17 protein-coding genes are annotated in these 21350 nt (G+C 70.6%); 4 read left to right on the forward strand and 13 right to left on the reverse strand.

Going from position 1 to position 21350, the window contains the following annotated elements:
* Positions 1 to 6: 6 nt before the first annotated feature.
* From OV208_RS34790 to OV208_RS34820, 7 genes are all read right to left on the reverse strand, one after another.
* Positions 7 to 2085 (reverse strand): neutral/alkaline ceramidase, encoded by a 2079-nt coding sequence (locus OV208_RS34790; protein ID WP_267578234.1) that lies wholly within the window; start codon positions 2083 to 2085, stop codon positions 7 to 9.
* A 263-nt stretch (positions 2086 to 2348) separates the two neighbouring features.
* Entirely contained in the window at positions 2349 to 4400 is a 2052-nt protein-coding gene (locus OV208_RS34795; RefSeq protein ID WP_267578235.1) for an ATP-binding protein, read from the reverse strand.
* 203 nt (positions 4401 to 4603) lie between these two features.
* Positions 4604 to 5272 carry an acyltransferase gene (locus OV208_RS34800; RefSeq protein ID WP_267578236.1) on the reverse strand — a complete coding sequence of 223 codons (669 nt, stop codon included), beginning with the start codon at positions 5270 to 5272 and terminating at the stop codon, positions 4604 to 4606.
* 30 nt (positions 5273 to 5302) lie between these two features.
* Positions 5303 to 7063 (reverse strand): histone deacetylase, encoded by a 1761-nt coding sequence (locus tag OV208_RS34805; protein ID WP_267578237.1) that lies wholly within the window; start codon positions 7061 to 7063, stop codon positions 5303 to 5305.
* Between the two features lie 130 nt (positions 7064 to 7193).
* Positions 7194 to 7922: a phosphatase PAP2 family protein gene (locus OV208_RS34810; protein ID WP_267578238.1), complete on the reverse strand. Its 729-nt coding sequence runs from the start codon at positions 7920 to 7922 to the stop codon at positions 7194 to 7196.
* A gap of 84 nt (positions 7923 to 8006) precedes the next feature.
* On the reverse strand, positions 8007 to 8441 hold the full coding sequence (locus OV208_RS34815) for an ExbD/TolR family protein (protein ID WP_267578239.1): 435 nt from the start codon (positions 8439 to 8441) through the stop codon (positions 8007 to 8009).
* 12 nt (positions 8442 to 8453) lie between these two features.
* A complete protein-coding gene (locus OV208_RS34820; protein WP_324291440.1) occupies positions 8454 to 8843 on the reverse strand; it encodes a biopolymer transporter ExbD in 390 nt (129 codons plus the stop codon).
* A 467-nt stretch (positions 8844 to 9310) separates the two neighbouring features.
* Between OV208_RS34820 and OV208_RS41285 the strand changes: the two genes are divergently transcribed.
* The 3 genes from OV208_RS41285 (at position 9311) to OV208_RS34840 (ending at position 12632) form a co-directional block, all read left to right on the forward strand.
* A complete protein-coding gene (locus OV208_RS41285; protein WP_324291441.1) occupies positions 9311 to 10651 on the forward strand; it encodes an HNH endonuclease in 1341 nt (446 codons plus the stop codon).
* Positions 10648 to 11127 carry an SMI1/KNR4 family protein gene (locus OV208_RS34835; RefSeq protein ID WP_267578241.1) on the forward strand — a complete coding sequence of 160 codons (480 nt, stop codon included), beginning with the start codon at positions 10648 to 10650 and terminating at the stop codon, positions 11125 to 11127. The genes OV208_RS41285 and OV208_RS34835 overlap by 4 nt, the downstream gene beginning before the upstream one ends.
* 98 nt (positions 11128 to 11225) lie before the next feature.
* Complete coding sequence (locus tag OV208_RS34840) at positions 11226 to 12632, forward strand: NAD-dependent succinate-semialdehyde dehydrogenase (RefSeq protein WP_267578242.1); 1407 nt, start codon at positions 11226 to 11228, stop codon at positions 12630 to 12632.
* Positions 12633 to 12653: 21 nt separating this feature from the next.
* Here OV208_RS34840 and OV208_RS34845 read toward each other — a convergent pair whose 3' ends face one another.
* Positions 12654 to 13781 (reverse strand): hypothetical protein, encoded by a 1128-nt coding sequence (locus OV208_RS34845; protein WP_267578243.1) that lies wholly within the window; start codon positions 13779 to 13781, stop codon positions 12654 to 12656.
* Between the two features lie 148 nt (positions 13782 to 13929).
* Here OV208_RS34845 and OV208_RS34850 point away from each other — a divergent pair, with 148 nt between their 5' ends.
* Entirely contained in the window at positions 13930 to 14901 is a 972-nt protein-coding gene (locus OV208_RS34850; RefSeq protein ID WP_267578244.1) for a COX15/CtaA family protein, read from the forward strand.
* A gap of 7 nt (positions 14902 to 14908) precedes the next feature.
* On the opposite strand, the gene OV208_RS34855 is transcribed toward OV208_RS34850, so the two are convergent.
* From OV208_RS34855 to OV208_RS34875, 5 genes are all read right to left on the reverse strand, one after another.
* On the reverse strand, positions 14909 to 16411 hold the full coding sequence (locus tag OV208_RS34855) for a glycine betaine ABC transporter substrate-binding protein (protein WP_267578245.1): 1503 nt from the start codon (positions 16409 to 16411) through the stop codon (positions 14909 to 14911).
* A complete protein-coding gene (locus OV208_RS34860) occupies positions 16408 to 17157 on the reverse strand; it encodes an ATP-binding cassette domain-containing protein (RefSeq protein ID WP_267578527.1) in 750 nt (249 codons plus the stop codon). Before OV208_RS34860 ends, OV208_RS34855 begins: the two co-directional genes overlap by 4 nt.
* 15 nt (positions 17158 to 17172) lie before the next feature.
* Positions 17173 to 18162 (reverse strand): hypothetical protein, encoded by a 990-nt coding sequence (locus OV208_RS34865; protein WP_267578246.1) that lies wholly within the window; start codon positions 18160 to 18162, stop codon positions 17173 to 17175.
* Between the two features lie 76 nt (positions 18163 to 18238).
* Positions 18239 to 18913, reverse strand: coding sequence for a DUF4142 domain-containing protein (locus tag OV208_RS34870; RefSeq protein ID WP_267578247.1), 675 nt, complete (start codon positions 18911 to 18913; stop codon positions 18239 to 18241).
* 166 nt (positions 18914 to 19079) lie between these two features.
* The gene (locus OV208_RS34875; protein WP_267578248.1) at positions 19080 to 21350 is read right to left on the reverse strand and encodes a SpoIID/LytB domain-containing protein; all 2271 of its coding nucleotides are present in this window, start codon (positions 21348 to 21350) and stop codon (positions 19080 to 19082) included.

Here is a 21350-nt window from a genome sequence, read left to right on the forward strand (position 1 = left end):
CGCCCGCTACCTCACGGTGAACGGGCGCGAGCTCCCCGAATACGGGTGCACGCGCCCGTCCCAGCCGGACTTCCAGTTGCCCTCGTGCACCAGCCGGTACGTGCCCGGCGCCGTGTCCGCCGGAATGGGCCAGTCGATGCGCACCAGCGAGCACGCGAGCGTGGGCACGCAGTACTCGCGCTGCCAGTGGTACAGAGCGCCGCCTTCTCCGTCGTGCGCCACGTCCCGCCACGTCCCGTCCGCCAGCCGCCGCTGCACGCGCAGGTACGTGCCGCCAAGCTTCAAGTCATTGCGCGGATGCCCCGCCCAGAAGGTGGTGCTCGCCGTGTCGCCTCGCGCGTACGCGGGCTTCGCCTCCTCCGCGACGTCGCCGAAGTCCACCCACAACAGCTTGTCGTCGAACACCACGCCGGGCTGCAAGCCCACCACCGCCTTGCGCAAATCCCGAGGCGTGGGCCCCGGTGGCACCGGCGTCCCGTCACGCAGCGCCCCTGCGAGCCCCGTGAAGGACTGCTGGAGCGCCGCCAGCGTCCATGGGCCGAAGTGCGTGGACGCGCCCTCGTAGTCCTGGCGCGCGTACTCGTCACGCGTCGCCACGTAGCCTGAGTACGCGTTGGACAGCCCCGCGATGACCACGTCCGTCACGCCCGTGCCCTGCAACTGCGCGAGCACCGTGTCGCGCAGCCTCCGGCCCGCCATGGTGGTGAGCTCGAAGGGCACGGCCACCAGCGCCAGCGGGCCCACCGTCACCAGTTGCAGGGGCAGCACCTCCGGCGTCCACGGATAGGGCTTCATGCCGCCCATCTCCAGCACGATGGGCTTCTCCGCCTGACAGGGCGTGGTGACCACCGAGCAGGTGAACTGGCTCCACAAGTCATGCACGGACTCGCACGTGGCGCCCTCCGCGCCGAAGCCGGGGCCGTCCTCCGCACCCGCCAACATCGACACGCCGATGGACGCCGGACACGTGCGGCGGCGCGCGCCGTCCGTGAACGCGGGCGCCACATCCACCGCGTCCATCTTCACGTAGGTGTGCCGGTAGTCCACGCCGCCCAGCACCGGCATCGCGGCGGTGGCCCACAGGTGCGCGGCGAAGTCGTACTGCTTGCGCGCGGAAATGGCCACATCCTCGAAGTCGTTCGCGCCGCCGCCGTTCGTGCCGCCCAGGATGTTGGGGGTGACGTCCCCCTCGTTCGAGTTGGCGAAGGCCGCGACGAAGGTGTCCGGCCCGCCGGGAAGCAGGCCCCCTTCCCCCGCCTCGAAGTAGCGCGAGGCCAGTCCCTTGTTGTCGCCGCTGATGAGGGGGTTGGTGTTGCCGAAGGACGTGCCGTGCACGGCGAACCAGTTGATGAGCCCCACCTCGTGACCGTCCGCGCGTGTGAACCGGAGCAGCGTCATCCGGGGGTCCACGTTGTCCGGGTAGCGGGCGCGCTCGGACTCGGGGTTTCGCAGGTAGGCCTCCGGGGAGCGGTTGGCGCTCGCGCCGCGCAGGTCGCCCGAGGACAGGCGCAGCGAGCCCTCGGCCAGCCGTGCGTTGGCGCGCAGGATGGAGTCCACGATGCCGGAGACGATGGCCTCGAAGTTCTGCGGCACGAAGCCGAAGGTGGTCAGGTTGTAGAGCGTGTAGTGGCTGAAGCCGCCCGGCCCCGCGTGCGTGTGCGTGGCGCTCAGGAGCACGTTGTCGTCGGAGTACACGTCCCCCAGCTTCACGCGCAGCCGCTCCACCACCTGCTGCTTCACCGCCTGGAACATCTCGCCCAGGTCCGCGCTGACGACGGCCACGCGGCGGCCGTTGCACGGCGAGGCGATGACGAACGCGCGCGAGTACAACCGCAGGTGGATGCCCTCCGTCTTCTGCGCCACCTGCGCGTAGCCCATCATCCCCACCTCCGCCGCGGGGCCGGTGATGTCGGAGCGCGCCGCACCCATCAGGAAGGTCGCGGAATCGGAGCAGGCGTCCGCGTCCGTCACGGAGGTCGCCGCGCTCGCCGTCGGCCCCAGCACTGGCTGGCCCGGTCCCAGCACCAACAGGGTGCCCAGCAACAACCCGAGCACGGGAGCAAGGCGAGCGGTCAGCGTGCGCATGACATCCTCCAGGGCCGTCCGGGCAGCGGGCCCTCGGGCAGGCGTCATCGGGCGGGATTCTCCCTCACCGCGATGCAAAGCCCCAGGGTGGACCATCGCACCCAAGAAGGCAGCTCACGCGGGGGCAGGCCGTCCGACGCACCACACTCGAACACGGGAGCGCGGCGGTTTCAGTCCACTTCGCGGCAGCGGCACGGGGGCCTGCTTCCACGCAGGGACGTGGCCCGGTCGTTCCGGCGCCCATCCCGCGCGGGCGGTGGGACTCAAACCACGGGGGAGGTGCCGGCGCCGCGCACGGCGGAGTGCAGGGCCACGCGGAAGGTGGCGCCGTGGTCCGGAACGGACTCCACGCTGATGCTGCCGCCCAGCGCGCGCACGATGGTGTCGCAGATGGACAGGCCCAGGCCGGTGCCCTGGCCCGGCACCTTGGTGGTGAAGAAGGGGTCGAAGATGCGGCGCAGGTGCTCCGGCGCGATACCGCGGCCGGTGTCGCGCACGTCCACCACCACCTGGCCTTCGCTGTCCACGCGGGTGATGAGGCGGATCTCGTGCTCCTCCGTGGAGCCTTCCGGAATCGCGTGCGCGGCGTTGATGACCAGGTTGAGGAACACCTGGAACAGCTTGCCCTCGTTGGCGCGCACCGTCGGCACGTCGCCGTACTGCTTCACCAGCCGGGCGCGCGGGCGGATTTCACTGGCCGCCATCTGCGTCACGGAGTCCAGCACGCGGTGCACGTCCACCGGCTCGTCGTGCGCGTCGTCCACGCGGGAGAAGACCTTGAGCTGGCGCACAATCTGGCGCATCCGCTCCGAGCCCTCGCGCGCGTCGTCCAGCACCTGCTGGTACTCCAGCAACTCCTCGGCCCCCAGGGGACGGGGCATGGGGCCCAGCGCGCGGTGCAGGAACTCCAGGTTGGACAGCACGTAGGACAGCGGGTTGTTCAGTTCGTGCGCGATGCCCGCGGCCAGCATGCCCATGGACGCCAGCCGGTCGCCCAGCATGAGCTGCGCCTGCATGTTCTTGCGCTCGGTGAAGTCGCGCGCCACGGTGACGCGCGCGGGCACCCCGTCGAAGAGCACCCCCAGCGTCACCAGGTCCGCGCTCACCACCTGGCCATCCCGGCGCACCAGGGGCACCTCGTGCGAGCGCGCCGCGAGCCCCCCGTCCTGCGCCTCTTCCAGATGGCGGCGCGCCACTTCCTGGTCCTCGCGCCGCACCAGGCCCAGCAGGTGCCGGCCCAGCAGCTCGGCGGAGTCCTGGTAGCCCAGGTAGCGGGCCATGGCGGGGTTCACCGACAGGAGCATGCCGTCCGTCGTGTGCACCACCACGGGGTCCGGGAAGCCTTCGATGAGCAGGTGGAAGCCCGCCTCCGTGCGGCGCAGCGTGGCCTCCGTGCGCACGCGCAGCGCATCCGCGGTGTGCTGCTCCAGCGCCAGCGACAGCGCGCCCGCGGCGCCGGACAGCAGCTTCAGCTCCACGGGCGACCACAGCCGGAGCTCCTCGCAGTTGTCGAAGCCGATGAAGCCGAACAGCTCCCCGTGCACCGTCAGGGGCAGCACCAGCAGCGCGCGGATGCCCTGCGCCACCAGCGCCGGCGTCGTGACGTCACCGAAGGCCTCCGGCGGGCCCTGCACCGGCTCTCCACGCGTGAGCTCCGCCCACTGGTTCAACCGGAAGGCCTCGTCCACCGGCCACGCCTGCGTGCCCACGCTCTCGAATTCACGCGACACGCCGGGCGCGGCCCACTCCGCGCGCTGGGACTGGAGCATCCGGCCGGAGCCGTCGCGGTGGAACTCGAAGACGTAGGCGCGGCTGGCCCCCGCCACGAGGCCCAGCGGCTCCAGGATGGCGTTGTACAGGTCGCCCGTGGCCTCCGGCGCGAGCAGCCGCCGCTGCACCTCCACCATGGCGCCCAGATAGCGCTCGCGCGTGGTGGCGGCTTCCTCCGCGAGCCTGCGCGGGGTGACGTCCACCAGCGTGCCCAACACACCGCCCAGGCGCTCCGGATCGCCCGTCGCGGACACCTCCACCCAGCGGGGCTGCGTGCCACTCGCGAGCCGCAGCTCCAACCGCGCCGGGGAATCCACGCGGGCGACGGCCGTGCGCAGGAGCGCGCGGGCCTGGTCGCGGTCCTCCGGATGGAACAGGTCCACCAGCGGGCGGCCCTTCCACGCCTCCGCGGGCGCGCCCACCAGGCGCTCCCAGGCGAGGCATGTCAGGACCAGACGGCCCGCGGCATCCAGTTCGAAGACGACCTCGCGCAGCAGGGAGCCGGCGCGCTGGAAGCGGCGGGTGTCCACGAGGTCGCTGGACATGGAGGCCTGTCCAGGCGCGGCGCCGCTCCCCGTTTCGCGTTGCTCCTGCGACACCGCGGCCTCCTCCACGGATGAAACGGACCAATACATGAATAAGAGGACAACCCACCCGGTTCGCCCGGGCAACGGTCCCCTCTCCGTTTCACCGCGAACCGAAGCATAAGTCGCTCGAATGTTTCAAAGTCAATGGACCCACCCTGTACTCAGGGATTCCCCTCAGTATCCGGAGGATCCCAACCCCCCGTGATTCCTGAGCGAGGCCGCTGGCGGCGGTCACCGAGCAGGCGGGCAGGCGCGCCTCCGACGATGGCCCAGGGGGGCACATCGCGGGTGACGATGGCGCCCATGCCGACCACTGCGTGGTCGCCCACGGTGACGCCGTCGGTGATTCCGGCGTTGGCGCCCACCCAGACGTCCTGACCGATCACGATGCCCTTCGACGTGACGGGCTGCCCACGCACGGGGCGGTCCGGCGCGAGCCCATGGTCGAAGGCATAGAGCGTGGCGCCGCTGGCGATGCGGGTGCCCTCCCCGATGCGGATGCCGGCCACGCCACCATCCAGGCTGACGCGGGCGTTGAGGCTGACGTTGGGCCCCAGCTCCACCGGGCCGTGCACGAAGACGTCCGCGGCGATGCTGCACCCGGGGCCGATGCGCACGGTGCGGCCGGGCTCCGCGAAGATGCGCGCCTCCGGGGCGATGAAGCACCCTTCGGCGATCTCCACGGTTTCCAGTTCACGCAGCAGGTCCTGCACCTCGCGTTGCCACGCGTGTGCCCACTCATGGTGGCGCGGCTTGAGGACGAAGTAGAGCCACGGCATCCAGGACAACCGCAGCTTGTGTTGTTGGCGGCGTTGCGCTTGGAGATCCACGGGCCCTGACTACCACGGCACGGGTGGGTGTCAGGAAGCGGCGGGCTCCACGGTGAAGTGGCAGCGCTCGCGCTCCTTCGCCACGGCGTCCGCGTCCATGGGCACGGGTTGCAGGCGGCAGAGCATGTCGTCCGGCTCCCACGGGTACGGCTGGCCTTCCAGGCGCACGCGCCCCTCGGCGACGGCGCGGGTGGCCTCCACGAGGGGCAGCCCGGCGAGGTCGCGCATCAGCGCCTCGAAGCGGCCCTGACGCTCCGGGGTGGAGAAGCGGAAGCGGCTCCGGGCGACGAAGGCCAGGTGGTACCACATGGGCCGGAAGGCCAGCCCCGCGAGGTCCAGGCGCTGGGCCATGGTGAGCAGCACCTCCGTCGTCTCGCGCGACAGGCCCAGGCCGGGCACGTCCTGGCCGGGGAGCTGCGGGCGCGTGTCGCTGAAGCGCGCGCGCGGGTGGCGCAGGCTCAGCCAGTTGGCGAAGAGGAAGGTCTCCCCCTGGAGGACCTTCTTCTCCAGCACCGCGTCCGACAGCAGGTGTTCGCGTCCGCCCGCGTGGCCCAGCACCATGATGCGGTCGCCGGTGCCGCCGGTGGAGGACACCTCCACGCGCAGGCGGCTGTAGCCAAGGCGCTCCGTGTATGAGAGCAGGCCGTAGCGGAAGAGCGCGTACTCGATGCTCTGCGCGGTGTAGTGGCCCAGCACGCGCGGCTGCACCTCGGGGCCCAGCCGCAGCGGGCCCTCCAGGTCCTCCAGGGTGATGGGCTCCTCGCCGGGCGCGAGTCCGGAGCCGGAGCCCGACTCGTGGGTGAGCAGGTGGGCGATGCGCCGGAAGCGCGCGCTCAGGGGGTCGTAGCGCGCGGTGATGCGCTGGTGGCCCAGGCCCGCGAGCACCAGCACCGTGCCCGCGAACAGCTTCCAGGATTCAGCGTGGTAGCCACCGCCGGGCAGCCACACGCTGGCGCGGCCCCGGAGCGCGGAGGCGATGGCCACATCCCGCTTGCGCGCGCCCGCGAGCGTGATGCCCACGCGCCCGAAGCGGTCCCCGCGCAGCACGTCGCCCCCGGCGATGACGAAGGTGAGGTCGGACGCGGGCATGCGTGACAGCAGGTCCTTCACCTTCTGCACATAGGTGGCGTCGTCGCAGCCGTCCGGCACGCGCGTCTCGTCCACGCCCGGGGGCAGGGTCCCCCAGTCGCTGCCGGACACGGAGCCGATCCACACCTTCGGCTGGCCGGCCAGACACGCGGCGGTGCCGTCCGGCGGGTGCGCGTCCAGGTCCAGCACGGCCACGGAGCCGTCGAAGCCCGCGGCGCGCAGGTCCGCCACGGCCACGGCGATGTCGTTGACGGTGCAGAAGCCGCCGCCCCGCTCCGGCCGCGCGTGATGGAAACCGCCGGCCATATTGACCACGGGGCCCTGGCGCGCGACGGCCAGCCGGGCCGCGCCGAGGGTGCCGCCACACACGAGGCGCACCGAGTCCAGGAGCGCGTCCACGGGGACCTCCGACGGGTCGGTGGCGTAGATGCGCGCGAGCGTGGCCGGGTCTGAGAGGGACTCCAGGTAGCGGGCTTCGTGCACGCGCGCGAGCTGCGCGTAGGACACCGGCACGGGGTGACGGACGTCCGCGGCGCGCACCACGCCGGACTCCAACAGGTACCAGGTGGTGAAGTCGGTGCTGCGCGGCTCGATGCCCACGGAGGACTCGATGCCGGACAGGGGCAGGCGGTACGCCTCGTCGTAGAAGACGTGGACGCGGCCTCGGCCCAGGCCCATTCGCCACAGCCAGCCCTGGATCATCCGCGCCTCGTGGGCGGAAGCGAACGGCGGGGCTGTGATTGGGAGGAAGACACGGAGGACCCGGACCCTACGCGCCAGGGGGCGGAGGTGGGGGCTCTTTCTTCATCCGAGGGAGGCATTGGCGCAAGCCTCATGGCACCGGGCGCCGGGCCTCTTCGCGCAGCGCGGGGCTTCTGCGGCGCACGCTCCGGGCGGCCACGGTGACGAGCAGGGACCAGGCGAGGCCGGCCACCCAACCGCCCAGCACGTCGGTGGGGTAGTGCACGCCCAGGTACACGCGAGTGCAGCCCACCAGCACGGAGAGCAGCAGGGCCACGGATAGGATGTAGACCTTCACGCGCCGCTGTTCGGCGAACTGGGCCAGGAGCGCGCCCAGGGTGAGGTACGTGATGGCGGACAGCATCGCGTGGCCGCTGGGAAAGCTGGTGGACAGGGTCTCGGTGAGGTGGGGCACGATCGAGGGCCGGGGACGGTGGAAGAGGTTCTTCAGCACTGCGTTGAGCAGCCACCCTGTCACCGTCGCGCTGAAGACGAACAGGGACGTGCGGTAGCGACGGGCCACCAGCAGGAAGCCGCACACGGCCACGGTGATGAGCGACAGCACGGGCACGCCACCCAGCGACGTCACGTCCCGGGCCGTCTCCGCGAGCCACCACGGGCCCCGAGGCATCGCGGGGTCCTCTTCGCGGCGCAGGGAGCGCACGATGCGCTCGTCGATGTCCTGGGTTTCGCCCTCATGCACCTCGTCGGAGAGGGCAACGAACCCCAGGACGCACGCCGCCACCAGCAACAGCAGCGCCAGCGGCCGCGTCACCATCACGTCCCAACCCGACAACCACCGCCACGGCCCGCGTAACATGGCCGTGACATAGGACGTGGACCCGGGGCCCGCCACCGGCATTCGCGCGGGAGTGTCGGACAGGCTCCAGGTCCCAGGGCCTGCTCAGTGGGATTCCACCGCGAGGCCCAGCCCTTCCGCCCCGGCGGCCTTCGCTCCATCGAGCGCCACCACCAGCCGCGCATATGGCGCACGGGCGTCGGGCTGGAAGAACAGGCCGCGCTGGCCGCGGGGACGGGCCTCCAGGAAGCGGCGCAGGCGCGGCACGTAGTCCGCTTCGCTCACGGCCTCCCCTTCCAGGAGCAGGGTCCCCTCCGCCGTGAGACGCACGAGGCCCGGGGCCAGCTCCTTCGAAGGTGGGACGTTGGAGGGGGCGGCCTCCGCCGAGGGGAGCTGGAGCATGAGTTCGCGGCGCATCAGCGGCGTCACCACCATGAAGATGATGAGTAGCACCAGCACCACGTCCACCAGCGGCGTGACGTTGATGTCGGATTGGAGGGCGGACTGCGGCTTCACCAGGAACTGGCGTTTGGAGCGCATGGCGGCAGGCCCTCAGTTCGACTTCTTCACGGCGACGCCCAGCGACACCTTCAAGGCTCCCGCGTCACGCGAACGCTGGAGGACCTCGAGCACGTCGCCGCACGTCAGCGTTTCGTCCGCCTTGAGGAGCAGGCGACGCTCGGGGTGTGCGAGCAGTTCCTCTCGCATGCGGTCCTGGAAGCGCGAGGCATCCGGGAGCGCCTCCGTCCCGACGAACAGTGCCTTGTCGGCGGTGAGGGAGAAGATGAGCGGCTCCGGCGGGGTGTCGCGGTGCTCTCCCTGCGCGGCGGCGGGGAGGGGGACGTCCTTGCCCTGTTCATCCATGGGGGCACCCACCATGAAGATGATCAGCAGCACCAGCACCACGTCCACCAGCGGAGTGACGTTGATGTCGGCCTTCACTCCACCCCTGCCTCCCACGGCCATTCCCATGCACAGCCTCCGCGTCCTTGCGAACCAGACGCGATGGGACCACGGACGCGGGAAAGCGTTGGCCGTGGGCAGCCGGTGGTTCCGTCATCGTTCGGTCATGGCATTCAGAGACTGGACTGCTATCACCCAGGAACGTTCGCACCGTCCTTCATCCGGGAATCCAGATGCGTGAGAGGAGACAGTGGGCACCCCAGCCCAGGTGGGTGGTACTGGCGTGCCTCGCGCTACTGACCACGAGCTGTGTCACATCCCCGCTGGGATCCGACCCTGACAGTTCATGGGCGACCCAGGGCTCAGGCGATGCAGTCACCACAGACTGTCGTGGTCAGGAGTTGCCTCTCGACTGGCCCGACCTGGACTCCAGCGAGGAGGTACTGGCGCCCTTCCTGACATGCGCATCGCCCGCGGCATTCGTTGCCATGCAGCGGGGTCTGGACATGCCTCGGCTGGTGGAGTCCATGAACGACTGGGACGCCGTCCGACTCGGGGCCCTGGGACCTCTGAACGCAAAGGCTGCCAGGGTCCTCAACCGAAAACGCGCGGCCTTTCTCGTCAGCGGCACGGAACGCTTCGGCGTGGCCAGGAGTGAGGTCTTCGCCCTCTTCATCATCCACTCCGCGTTCGATGACGAGCTGCGCGCCGTGCTCGACCTGCTGGCCCGGGACAAACAACTCGCGGAGACGCTGGGCGCCATGCCCACGGCCCGCGAGCAGTTGCGCCAGCGAGGCATGATGCTTGAGGAACACCCAGAGCGTGCCGAGCGAACCGGTGATGTCTTCCGAGGTCTGGGTCGAGCCGGCCGGGATGCACTTTCCAGCAGCGAGATGAGTTCAGGGGCCCGCTATCTGGACCTTTCCGCGAAGCACAGACAGCTTCCTTCTCCCTACAGGCAGGCGCTTGATGAAGTGGAACGGTCTCTCATGGAGCGGCACTTCTCGCCGGCCAGCGTAGCGTCGGGGAGCTTCGATCACCTGACGTTTGGCGTGCCGCTGGGCTTCTTCCATCTCGTGGAAGGAACGGCTCACGGGGCGACCTCGCTGGCAGCAGGAAGATATGAGCAGGCCACACGTGAGCTGGCACCGGCGGCGCTGATGGTCGCGCTGTACTCAGGCAGCAAGGGCGCGCGTGCCCTTCTCCAGGCGCCGCGCCCTGGACCTGGCGGCGGCTCGCGACTCCAGAAGTCGGTGCTCGATCTGGATGGATTGAAAGCGGTGTTGGGAGGCCTCGAAGAGCGGCTGGGAATCGACGCCGCCCGCGACTTGATCAACTACCTCCGTGCCAGTCGAGAGAACGCCTACATCGCGGCCGAATGGGGTGAGGCAGGAGTCCTTGCGCTGTATGAAGCCCGGGGCAACGCGGCGAAGGCGCAAGCCCTGTTGGCGGAGGCGAACCAAGGACGGACAAGAACTCCTCCGACGAAGACCGCAGCAGGACGGGGCGGGAGCAGAGAGGGCTCTTCCACGAATGGATCCGCGCCCGACACGCCCATCCGGAACGCGCATCTCGCGGGTCAACGTCACCCAGTGACGGGCGTTCCCTTCGATGCTGAAGGGTACCCTGACTTCAAGGCAGCAGGGGTCGTCAAGGCCGAGGTGAAGCTTGAATACACCGGCTCTCGAGCTGGAGATTTTGCTGCCGCGAACAAGGCAGCAGGCCTGAGAGAGACGCCCAAGGGAATGACCTGGCATCACCATCAGGACCGGACGACCCTGCAGCTGGTTCCTACAGCCATCCACGCCCGGACAGGGCATACAGGCGGCTTCTCAGGAGGTCCATGATGGCTCAGCTGGTGCGAACAACCGAGGGCGGACCGTCGCTGAGCGAGGACGACCTCGGTTCATTTGAACAGAGGTACGGGTTCAAGCTCCCACACACGCTTCGAGCGTTCCTGCTGGCCACCAATGGCGGAAGACCGGAGCGCGATCTCTTCCAGATCCACGGATTGAAGGGGAACCCGCGCGGAAGGATCCACCTGTTCTTCGGGCTGAATGACTCCGTCGAGTCCTGCAACCTCGACTGGAACCTGGAGGTCTTCCAGGAGCGCATTCCGCCCGGACTGCTCCCCATCGCGACAACCGAAGGCGCGGACAAGCTCTGCCTGTCGGTGGCCGGAGCCGAAACGGGCAAGGTCTTCTACTGGGACGCGCATGCCCCGGTGGGCGAGAACAACCTCCACCTCCTGGCCGATAACCTCGGCGCCTTCATCTCGGCGCTCCAGTCGGATGCGTTGTCGCCTGTCATCCTGAAGTCCTGAGCACACGTCCTGGGGCGTACGCTCGAGCGCGGTCGGCGTTGTCAGCGGCGAAGGGGCTGCTATCACCCGGGGACGCTCTCACCTGGAGGCACCCGCACATGGCCATCGCCACCATCAGCCCCACCACGGGCAAGACGCTGCGCACCTTCGACGCGCTCTCGTCCGAGGAACTGGAGCGCAAGCTGCAACGGGCTGCGGACACGTTCCGCGCCTACCGCGAGACGTCCTTCGCGGACCGCGCCCGGTGGATGCGCCGCGCCGCCGAAATCCTGGAGATGGAGGCCGACCGCTTCGGCCGCCTCATGACGGAAGAGATGGGCAAGCCGCTGGAGGCCGCGAAGGCTGAATCCATCAAGAGCGCCACCGCATGCCGCTACTACGTCACCCGCGCGGAGAAGCTGCTTCGCGACGTGCCCATCGACGTGGATGGCGACACCGCCTTCGTCCGCTACCAGCCCCTGGGCGCCGTGCTCGCCATCATGCCGTGGAACTTCCCCTTCTGGCAGGTCGTCCGCTTCGCCGCCCCTGCCCTCATGGCCGGCAACGTGGGCCTGCTCAAGCACTCGAGCAACGTGCCCCAGTGCGCGCTCGCGCTGGAGGAAGTGTTCCTCAACGCGGGCTTCCCCGAGGGCGCCTTCCAATCGCTGTTCATCGAGACCTCGGAGGTGAACCGCGTCATCGAGGATCCGCGCGTGAAGGCCGTGACGCTCACCGGCAGCGAGGGCGCGGGCCGAGCGGTGGGCGCCGCCGCCGGCAAGGCCATCAAGAAGGTCGTGCTGGAGCTGGGCGGCAGCGACCCGTTCATCGTCATGCCCAGCGCGGACCTGGACAAGGCCGTGGCGACCGCCGTGTCCGCGCGCCTCATCAACAACGGCCAGTCCTGCATCGCCGCCAAGCGCTTCATCATCGCGGAGCCCATCGCCAAGGAGTTCGAGCACCGCTTCGTGGAGCGCATGAAGACCATGGTCGTCGGTGACCCGATGGACCCCAAGACGGACGTCGGGCCGCTCGCGACGCCCGGCATCCTGGAGGGCCTGCACGCCCAGGTGCAGGCGAGCGTGAAGGCCGGCACCCGGCTCCTCCTGGGCGGCAAGCCCCAGGGTGGCCCCGGCAACTTCTATCCGCCCACCGTGCTGGCCGACCCGCCGCCCCAGGCACCCGCGTTCCACGACGAGCTCTTCGGCCCGGTGGCCACGCTGCTGCGCGCCCGCGACCTGGAGCACGCCGTGGAGCTGGCCAACGCGACCCCGTTCGGCCTGGGCGCGAGCGTGTGGACACAGGACGCCGCCGAACAGCGCCGCTTCATCGACGGCATCGAGGCTGGCATGGTGTTCGTCAACGCGCTCGTCGCGTCCGACGCGCGGCTGCCCTTCGGCGGCGTGAAGCACTCGGGCCATGGCCGCGAGCTGGCGGACCTGGGCATCCGTGAGTTCGTCAACGCGAAGACGGTGCGCATCTCCGGACCGTCCGGCGGCGCGCCCCCGACGAAGCACGCGGCCGAGTAGCGGCCGAGTAGCAGCCCGAATTCAGCGCGTGCGCACCCGTCCATCCATGGGCGCGCCGTGCACCTCTTCCAGCGCTTCGGTGACGGCGTCCACCTCCGCGCCCAGTTGCTCGACGCTGCGGCGCAGGCCCGCGCCCGCCACGTCCGCGTCCGACGTATCCGCCGAGCGCGCCCGCACCACCTGCGCGTAGAGGTTCTCCAACGTGTAGGCCAGCCGCGTGTACTCGGCCTCCAGGCGGTCCGCCGCACGGGTCAGCTCCGCGCGCTGGCGCACCTGTTCATCCAACACCTGCAACGCCGCGCGCAGCCGGTCACGCACCACGCTGTCCTCCTCCGAGGCCCAGCGCGTCTCCAGCTTCTTGCGCTCCTCGCCCAGCCGCTGCACGTCCTCCGGCGTCGCCACCGTGCGCAGCTCCCGCTCGCGGCGGAGGAGTTCGTGGCAGCTCTTGCGCAGGTCCTGCACGGTGCGGTCGGGCGCGCGCACGAACTCCTGCAACACACCCGGCGCCGCACGGAACTCCGCCAGCAGCTTGTCGCACACCGCATCCACGCGGACGAGGCGCGGATCCTTCGGCGCCTCGGGAACCTTCGGCGCGACGGGCAGCACCGGGGCCTCCGGCTCCTCCACGCGCGTCAAGAGCGGGTTGTTGTGCACACGCAGGTGCTTCGCCGCTCCCTTGAAGAACCCGAACGCCACGAACAGCAGCCACCAGTACTGGTGAGGGAAGCGGACCACGGTGGCCACGCACGCCAGCGCCACGATGAGCTGGCCCACGCCCACCACCGGGTTGCGCGAAGCCGCGTCACGGGCCTCCTTCTCCGCGCGCTTCGCATTCCGGTACGCCTGCTGCTGGGAGACGTAGGCGTCGCGCTTGGACTGCCGCTCCGCACGGCGCAGGGCGTCCTTCGACTCGCGCTCCCACTGCTTCTCCCACCGGCGACGCTCCTGCTCCGCGCCCCGCTCCCATTCGCGCTCCCAGCGGTCGCGCTCCTTGTCGGTGGGCAGGCGGCCCATCCGGCGCACCCACGCTTCCAGGGCGGCGTCCTTGCGGGCCCGGCCCTCCTCGATGGCCGCCTCCAGACGACGCAGGCGCTCGGCCGCATCGGGGGAGGACGGGGAGGCAGGCGGCGCTTCGCGGTCTCGGGGCACGCGGTGACGCTAACAACTTCTCCCAGGGTTGGGGACTGTCCGGCCCGGCCCCATAAGGCCGGGTGTTGGGGGCATGGCGTGCAGCCGACAGGCAGGCGGACCCACGCGGTGGCCCGCCCGGGTGGGATGCGGTAGTTGCTCAGGAACGATGACCCATCCCTCCGCGTCCCGCCGCTTCCAGTGGTTCAGTCAGGGCGTCCTCGTCTACACACTGGGCGTCATCCTGTGGGGCGCGTTCGTGCGAGCCACCGGCTCCGGCGCGGGCTGCGGCGACCACTGGCCCGTCTGCAACGGCGAGGTCATCCCCCGCGCCCCCACCCTCCAGACCCTCATCGAGTACACCCACCGGCTCACCAGCGGCCTCGCCACCCTGCTCGCCGTCGCCCTCTACGTCTGGTCCCGGCGCGCGGTCCCCAAGGGACACCCCGCCCGGCACGCCGCGGGCTGGGCGCTGTTCTTCATGCTCACCGAGGGCCTGGTGGGCGCGGGCATCGTGCTGCTCAAGTACGTGGCCCAGAACGCGTCCCTGTGGCGCGCGGTGTGGATGGGCGTGCACCTGACCAACACCTTCCTCCTCGTGGGCGCGCAGACGCTGGTGGTGTGGGCCGCCGCCGGCCGGGCGCGGATGGTGATCAAGGGCCAGGGCACGGTGGCAGTGATGCTGGGCCTGGGGGTGGCCGGCATGGGCGTGCTGGGTGTCAGTGGCGCGGTGGCCGCGCTGGGCGACACGCTGTTCCCCGCGACGAGCCTCGCGGATGGCCTGCGCCAGGACATGTCGGAGACGGCGCACGTACTCTTGCGCCTGCGCGTGCTGCACCCGGTGTTCGCGGTGGGCCTGGGCACACTGCTGGTGCTGGTGGGCCGGTGGGTGACCCGGCTGCGGCCCTCGCCGGAGGTGAAGCGCGCGTCCATGCTGCTCACCGGCATGTACGTCGCGCAGCTGTGCGCGGGCATCATCAACCTGGTGCTGCTGGCGCCGGTGGCGATGCAGCTCATCCACCTGCTGCTCGCCGACTGCGTGTGGATGTGCGTGGTGCGGCTGTGCGCGGCGGGGCTCGCGGAGGATGCGCCGCGCTTTGAACCTTCCCCTGCCCCCGCGTCCCGCGTGGAGCCGGTGTAGCGCGGCCCTATCCCCGCACGCGCAGCCCCCGGGGTACCATCGCTCGCGCGACCCCTTCGAAGAGGCCGCTGACGACGAGCGCGAGCACCGCCGACGGCACCGCGCCTTCCAGGATGAGCCCCACGTTGTCCAACCGGATGCCGGTGAGGATGGGCTGGCCGTAGCCGCCCGCGCCCACCAGCGCGCCCAGCGTGGCCGTGCCCACGTTGATGACCGCCGCCGTCTGGATGCCCGCGAGGATGGACGGCGCCGCCATGGGCAACTCGATACGCCACAGCCTCGCTCGCGCCGGAAGACCCAGCGCCTCCGCGGACTCGCGCACCTCCCACGGGATGCCTCCCAGCCCCGCCGTCGTATTCCGCACGATGGGCAGCAGGCTGTAGAGGAACAGCGCCGCGATGGCCGGCTTCGAACCGATGCCCAACAGCGGAATCATGAACACCAGCAGCGCCAGCGACGGCACCGTCTGGATGACGCTGGACAGGCCCAGCACCGCCTGCCCCAGCCGGGGACGGCGCGCGGCGACGACGCCCAACGGAATGGCCAGCGCGATGGCGGCGAGCAGCGACACGCCCACCAGGAACAGGTGCTCCTGCGTGCGCTGCCAGATGCGCGACACGGTGCCCTGCGTGCGCACCTCCGTCGACAGGCCCAGCTTCGCGTGGAGGAAGTCCGAGGCCACCCGAGCCTCGGGCACGCGCTCCAACCGCGCGCGGGCATTGAGCTTCACCATCTGCGCTTCCGTCAGCGCGCCCTCCAGCCGGCGCACCGCCTGGAGCGCCTGGGGAGCCCTGGCCTCCAGGTCCTCGCGGTACAGCAGCACGGCGTCATACGCGGGGAAATGGCGCCGGTCGTCCTCCAGCACACGCAGGCCATAGGCCGCGATCTCCGCGTCGGTGGAGTACAGGTCCGTGAGTTGGAGCGCTCCGCTCTCCAGGCCCCGGTAGGCCAGGTCGTGGTCCAGGCCGCGCACGTCTCGCTGGGGCAGCCCGTACGCGTCGCGCAGCGCGGGCCAGCCGTCGCCCCGCTCCATGAACTCGTTGCTGAAACCCACGCGCAGCTCCGGGTGCTGCTTCAAATCGGAGATGCGGCGGATGCCCAGCCGTTCGGCCTCCGCTTCCTTCATGCCCAGCGCGTACGTGTCGTTGAAGCCGAGCGACGCGCTCATCCGCAGCCCCTCGGCCGCGAGCGCCTCGCGGAGCGCGTCGTCGTCGGGCAGCGAGCGGCCTGCGAACAACTCCTGTCGCAGCGTGCCGGTGTACTCGGGATACACGTCCAGCTCGCCCCGGCGCAACGCCTCCCACAACACCGTCGTCCCGCCCAGCTCCCGGCGATGCGTGGCATTGGCTCCGGCAGCCTTCGCCACCTGCGTGACGAGTTCGCCCAGGATGACGGACTCGGTGAACTTCTTGGAGCCCACGCGCACCGCGGGCCCTTCCCCGGACGGCTTCGCGCACGCACCGAGGCCCAGAAGCAACAGCAAGGCCAGCACCACTCCCGCCCGCGTCATCCGGACCTCCCCACGGGCAGCGGACGCTGTGCCTGGATGAACCGCGTGACGAAGGCGTCCCCGGGCCGCGACTCCAGGTCGTCCAGCGTGCCCTGCTGCACCACCTGCCCATCGCGCATCAGCACGATGCTGTCCCCCAGCCAGGCCGCTTCCGCCAGGTCGTGGGTGACGAGCACCACCGTCTTCTTCAACCGCTCGAAGATGCCGCGCAGGTCCGCCTGGAGGTCATGGCGCACCAGCGGATCCAACGCGCCCAGCGGTTCATCCAGCAGCAGCACGTCCGGATCCAGCATCAACGCGCGCATCAGCGCCACCCGCTGCCGCTGTCCTCCAGAGAGCTGCCCGGGGAAGCGCTCCAGCGCATCCGCGGGAAAGCGCGTCAGGTCCATCAACACGCCCTGCCGTTCACGGATCCGCGCCTCCGGCCAGCGCAGGTGGCGCGCCATCAGCGTGACGTTCTGCGCGCCGGTGAGGTGCGGAAACAATCCGCCACCCTGGAGCGCGTAGCCCACACGCTGTCGCACGGCGAGCAGCGCGTCCTCCTCGGTGGGCAGGGGCTGACCGTCGAAGAGGACCCGACCAGTGTCGGGCCGCGAGAGGCCGTTGAGCAGCCGCAGCAGCGTGGACTTGCCACAGCCGCTGGGACCGATGAGCACCGTGGTGGTGCCCTTCGCCAACGTCAGCGTCAGCGGGTGCAGGGCCTGCACCCCACCGAAGCGCTTGGACACGCCTTCCAGGATGAACACGGACGCCACGTCCCTTCAGCGAGGAGCGAACACGCCGTTGCAGGAGGCTGGAAAGGGGAAGGCCCTGGCGGCGAAGCTGCACGCGGCGAACAGGCCCTGCTCCTGCCAGTCCACTCCGCCCGTCCAGACGACGACGTCACCGCCACCGTCCGGTGACGGCGCGGTGAAGCGGGCACACCGCGTGGCCTGGCCTTCGAGGTAGCAGTCCACCAGCTCCACGGGACTGGCTCCAGGAAGCGCGTCGCGCAGTTCCTCCACGCTCTGGTCGTGCCAGCGCTCCACTTGAGACGTGCCCGGCTGCACCGGTCGGAAGATGCTCCAGGAGAACGTGGACGCATCACAGCGGATCCGCCCCGCGCGCGTCGTCGAGGCCGCGAGCTGACAGCCCTCCGGCACACCCAGGACCCGCCACGGCAGGAAGGGCGGAGTGATGAGCGAAGAGGGCGACAGTACGTCGCCCTCCGGATTGCCCTTCGTGGAGAGGTACGCGAACAGCTCCAGGCACCGGCCCAGGTCCGCGCGCGCGTTGTCCCGCGCCACGCAGCCCAGTTGCCGCACCCGTCCCACGGAGGGCGTCACCGCCGTGAGGTATCCGCCCGCGCGGCAGGGCTCCGCGCCCTTCAGGTCCGCGCACTTCGAGAACCGCAGCGACGGATGCGACTGGCCCGCGAGCGGCAGCTCCCCCGTGACCTCCGTGAGCCTCAGGCCCAGGCGCGCCCGGACGCGGGCATGCCCCTCCTGCACGGCCTGCGCTTCGGTCACGCCCGTCAGTTCGTCCAGCCACACGGAGAGCCCACCGCAGCGGTAGGTGCGGGACGTGGCGCTGGAGGGCACGGGCACGCAGCCGTCGAAGAGGGCCTGGGCCTCCGCGACGAAGGGGCCCCCGGGCGTGGAGCCCACGACGGGAACAGCGGGGGCCACCGGCACGGTCGCCTGACAGGCCCCCAGCAGGAGGCCGAGCCCCGTGAGCCCCACCCACCACACCCTCGCCAGAGCCTTGCGCATCCGCGAGGGGATAGGCGCCGGGCCGGCCCGAGTCAACCGGCCCGGTGGCCCGACGCCCACCGCGCTACATCGCGCACTACTTCTTCATCTGCTTCTCAAGCTCCTTCGCTTCCTTCTCGTGGCCGGACACCACGCCCTCGGTCTGGCTCAGGATGGCGAGGAAGGTCGCGTCGTTCTTGTACTCACCGCGGCCCTTCTTGAGCATCTCGTTGCCCTTCTTCTGGTCCTCGGCGATGCGCGACAGGAAGGCCTTGTCGAACTCCGGGCCCTGCTTCTCGCGCAGCTTCGCGACCTCCCGGTTCGTCTCGTCGACATTCTTGCCCAGCTTCTCGCCGGCCTGGTCCATCCCCTTCTCGTAGCCCTGCTGCATGCCGGAGCCGCCCACGCCCGTGTCGGACGTGCTGCCGTCGCTCAGCGCGCTGATGGTCATCTTCTGGTTCTCAGCCCACGTGCGCAGCGTCTGGTTGTTGCTCTCGTGGTCGGTGCGGATCTTGGTGGCGAACTCCTTCACCCGGGGATCCGACGCCTGCTCTTCCGCGAGGCGCGCCAGTTCGATCTGCCGGTTGTTGAAGAGGGCCAGCGAGCCAACGTACTTCACCCGCTTGGAGGCCGCCTCACCCACCGCCTTGCCCTGCTTCTCCATCTCCTTGTTCTGCTTGGACATGGTGTCGTCGGCGTGGGCCGCGAAGCCCAACAAGCCCGTCATCACCACCGCCGTCACCGCCCGCGTCTTCCAGTTCTTGTTGCCCATGGTTCAACCCTCCCGTGCTGCGCCCGAATGGATGCTTGACGGGAGGAAGGTGGTGACGGGGAAGGCGGTTGCCAGGGCTGCCTGGCCGACAGCCCCGCCCCCAGGCACGAGCGCTCCGGGATGATTGCGTGTCAGCCCGCGGACAGACCTTCGCGACAGGAGGACTTCAGCGAGCCGGGGACGTGACGGGGAACGCGCCATACGCGCGCTCCAGGAGGACATCGCTGGAGAGGCCCGTGGCGGCCTTGGCGGCTTCGACATCCAGGCCCTCGCCGTGGCCCCGGCCCTGCCCTTCGAAGAGCACCTGGAGGCCGTCGAAGGACGCGCGCTGGGGGCAGGAGGGAAGCTGGAGGCCCGCGCGCAGCGTGTCGCATGGCAGCGAGCGCGCTTCCTCGTAGGGGGCGCCGGCCTCACCGTCGGTGCGCAGGTAGCGCACGCGACCGGCTTCGAAGCGCAGGGACACCAGCCGGGTGCCCAGCAGGGACTCCACCTGCGCTCGAGGACGGGACTCGCGCCAGGGGGTGTCGCCGCCTTGCGAGAAGGTCAGCCACGCGTCCCACTTGAGTGCGGGGAGCTGGAGCGCGCGGCTCTCCTCGGGACGCATGCGCACGGTGCCCCGGAAGGCCTGACAGTGGGTGGTGTCGCAGACGGCGCGGCCGGGGTGTCGGGGCGTGGCGTGGCGCTCGTTGTGGGCGACCACGCGGGCCAACGCGACGCGGGCCTCGCCTTGCAGCGTGACGTCCTCGGCGGCGATGACGCCGGCGGTGTACTGCACGCGCGTGGTGCGGAAGACGAAGTCCGAGCCGCGTCGGGCCTTGAGCGCGCTGGGCGTGGTGGGCACGCCTGGAGGTGGTCGATAGGGAGGCGGCGCGGACCAGGAGAAGACGCCCGCGTAGTCACGGCCGCCGTCGGGACCGTCCGGGAAGCGCACGCGCCAGGGACTGCCCAGACACACCGCCGGGCCCTTCGCGGTCAGCGCGTCCAGGCGCGAGAAGTCCGTGGACACAGGGCGTGGGGCGCCGTCCTCCAGCGCGAAGCCCGCGCCCGCGCAGCGCGCCTCCACGGACGCGGAGGGCAACAGGCCAAGCACCTGCACGCGCGCGGCCTCCAGGCCCGCCGTCTGTTTCCGCACACGGGCGAGGAGCGCGGGGATTTCGTCCGCGAAGTGCCGGGGCATCTTGCCGGGCCGCACAGCCACGACGACGAGGTCCACATCCACGGCGGCGATCCATCCGAACTGGGGGCGGCTGGCGGCATCGCGCACCGTGCCCGTCTTGGTGGCCACGCCCTTCAGCGCCTTCGACGTGGACAGGCCGCTAAGCGTACCTTCCTCCACGTTGCCGGTGAGCAGCGCGAGCACGTCCGGCCGCGCTTCCGCGAGCAACCGGTACGCCTGCGCCATGCCCCACGGGGACAGGCCGTGCGCGGAGCGCAGCCCGATGGCCTCCGTCATGTCCGAGGGCAGGCCGGTGAGGCCCACCGCCGAGAGCACCGGACCCCAGCGGCCGAACGCGCGGGGGGCTCGGCCCGTGGCCTCCCAGTCCAGGAAGTAGCCGTTGCAGGAGCGCAGCAGCGCGAGCCGTACATCGACCTTCGAGGGCAGCCCCTCGCCACAGGCCCACTCCTGCACACCGGGACGCGGCGCGAGCAGTGGAGGCGACGCGGAATCCGCAGAGGCTCCAGCCGCCGCCGTGCCGGCCGCGTACAGGAACGGCTTGAGCGTGGAGCCATACGGCACCGCCCTGCGCACATCGCCCTCCGCGAACAGCACTTCGCCCGAGTGCCGGCTCACCACCACCGTGGCCGCCTCCGGCGCGAGCACCGCCACGTCCGCCAGCTCCTCCACCGACAGGAGCGAGGCCCACCGCGTCCCGTCGTGACACTGGCGCAACCGGCGCGTCAGCGCGGCGGGAAACCCCGAGTGCTCACCCAGGATGCGCGCCAGTCCCCGGCGCGCCCGGGGCGTGTCCACCTGGGGCGCGTTCGCCACCTCCTTCGCCGCGCGCGACAGCGATTGATAGGGCGCCTCGCGCCACGCGGACAGCTCTCCGCTCACCGTCAGCGCGAACGCCTCATGGAAGAGCCGGTCCTCGCTGGACGCGGGGCACGCCCACCACAGGAGCTGGTGCGCCAGTTCGTGCCGCAGCGCCGTGCGCGACTTCGCGTCCATCACGCCCGGCGTGTTCTGCCGCAGCTCCACGACCCCGGGCCGCCCCTGCGCGTTGCGCTCGGGAGGCAGGGCCAGGCCCTTCTGGAGCATCACGGTGGCGGGGGCCCGTGTCGGAAGGCCGCCCGCCTGCGCCGCGTACTGCGCCTCCACCGCCGTCCACGCGGCCTGCGCTTCCTTGCGCAGGTCCGCTTCCGGCGTCACATCCCCTCGCGTGACGAAGGTGGGCGAAGCCGACAACAGCACGGCGACGGCGACGGCCCACCCCAT

It is taken from the genome of Corallococcus sp. bb12-1 (assembly GCF_026626765.1).
GTDB lineage: Bacteria > Myxococcota > Myxococcia > Myxococcales > Myxococcaceae > Corallococcus > Corallococcus terminator.

Bases quoted from the DNA above. Each gene is read 5' to 3' on its own strand.
- OV208_RS34870 (WP_267578247.1), bottom strand. From the start codon at position 18,913: ATGGGCAACAAGAACTGGAAGACGCGGGCGGTGACGGCGGTGGTGATG.
- OV208_RS34815 (WP_267578239.1), bottom strand. From the start codon at position 8,441: ATGCGCTCCAAACGCCAGTTCCTGGTGAAGCCGCAGTCCGCCCTCCAA.
- OV208_RS34875 (WP_267578248.1), bottom strand. From the start codon at position 21,350: ATGGGGTGGGCCGTCGCCGTCGCCGTGCTGTTGTCGGCTTCGCCCACC.
- OV208_RS34840 (WP_267578242.1), top strand. From the start codon at position 11,226: ATGGCCATCGCCACCATCAGCCCCACCACGGGCAAGACGCTGCGCACC.
- OV208_RS34835 (WP_267578241.1), top strand. From the start codon at position 10,648: ATGATGGCTCAGCTGGTGCGAACAACCGAGGGCGGACCGTCGCTGAGC.
- OV208_RS34810 (WP_267578238.1), bottom strand. From the start codon at position 7,922: ATGTTACGCGGGCCGTGGCGGTGGTTGTCGGGTTGGGACGTGATGGTG.
- OV208_RS34865 (WP_267578246.1), bottom strand. From the start codon at position 18,162: ATGCGCAAGGCTCTGGCGAGGGTGTGGTGGGTGGGGCTCACGGGGCTC.
- OV208_RS34790 (WP_267578234.1), bottom strand. From the start codon at position 2,085: ATGCGCACGCTGACCGCTCGCCTTGCTCCCGTGCTCGGGTTGTTGCTG.
- OV208_RS34805 (WP_267578237.1), bottom strand. From the start codon at position 7,063: ATGATCCAGGGCTGGCTGTGGCGAATGGGCCTGGGCCGAGGCCGCGTC.
- OV208_RS34795 (WP_267578235.1), bottom strand. From the start codon at position 4,400: ATGTCCAGCGACCTCGTGGACACCCGCCGCTTCCAGCGCGCCGGCTCC.
- OV208_RS34855 (WP_267578245.1), bottom strand. From the start codon at position 16,411: ATGACGCGGGCGGGAGTGGTGCTGGCCTTGCTGTTGCTTCTGGGCCTC.
- OV208_RS41285 (WP_324291441.1), top strand. From the start codon at position 9,311: ATGCCTCGGCTGGTGGAGTCCATGAACGACTGGGACGCCGTCCGACTC.
- OV208_RS34850 (WP_267578244.1), top strand. From the start codon at position 13,930: ATGACCCATCCCTCCGCGTCCCGCCGCTTCCAGTGGTTCAGTCAGGGC.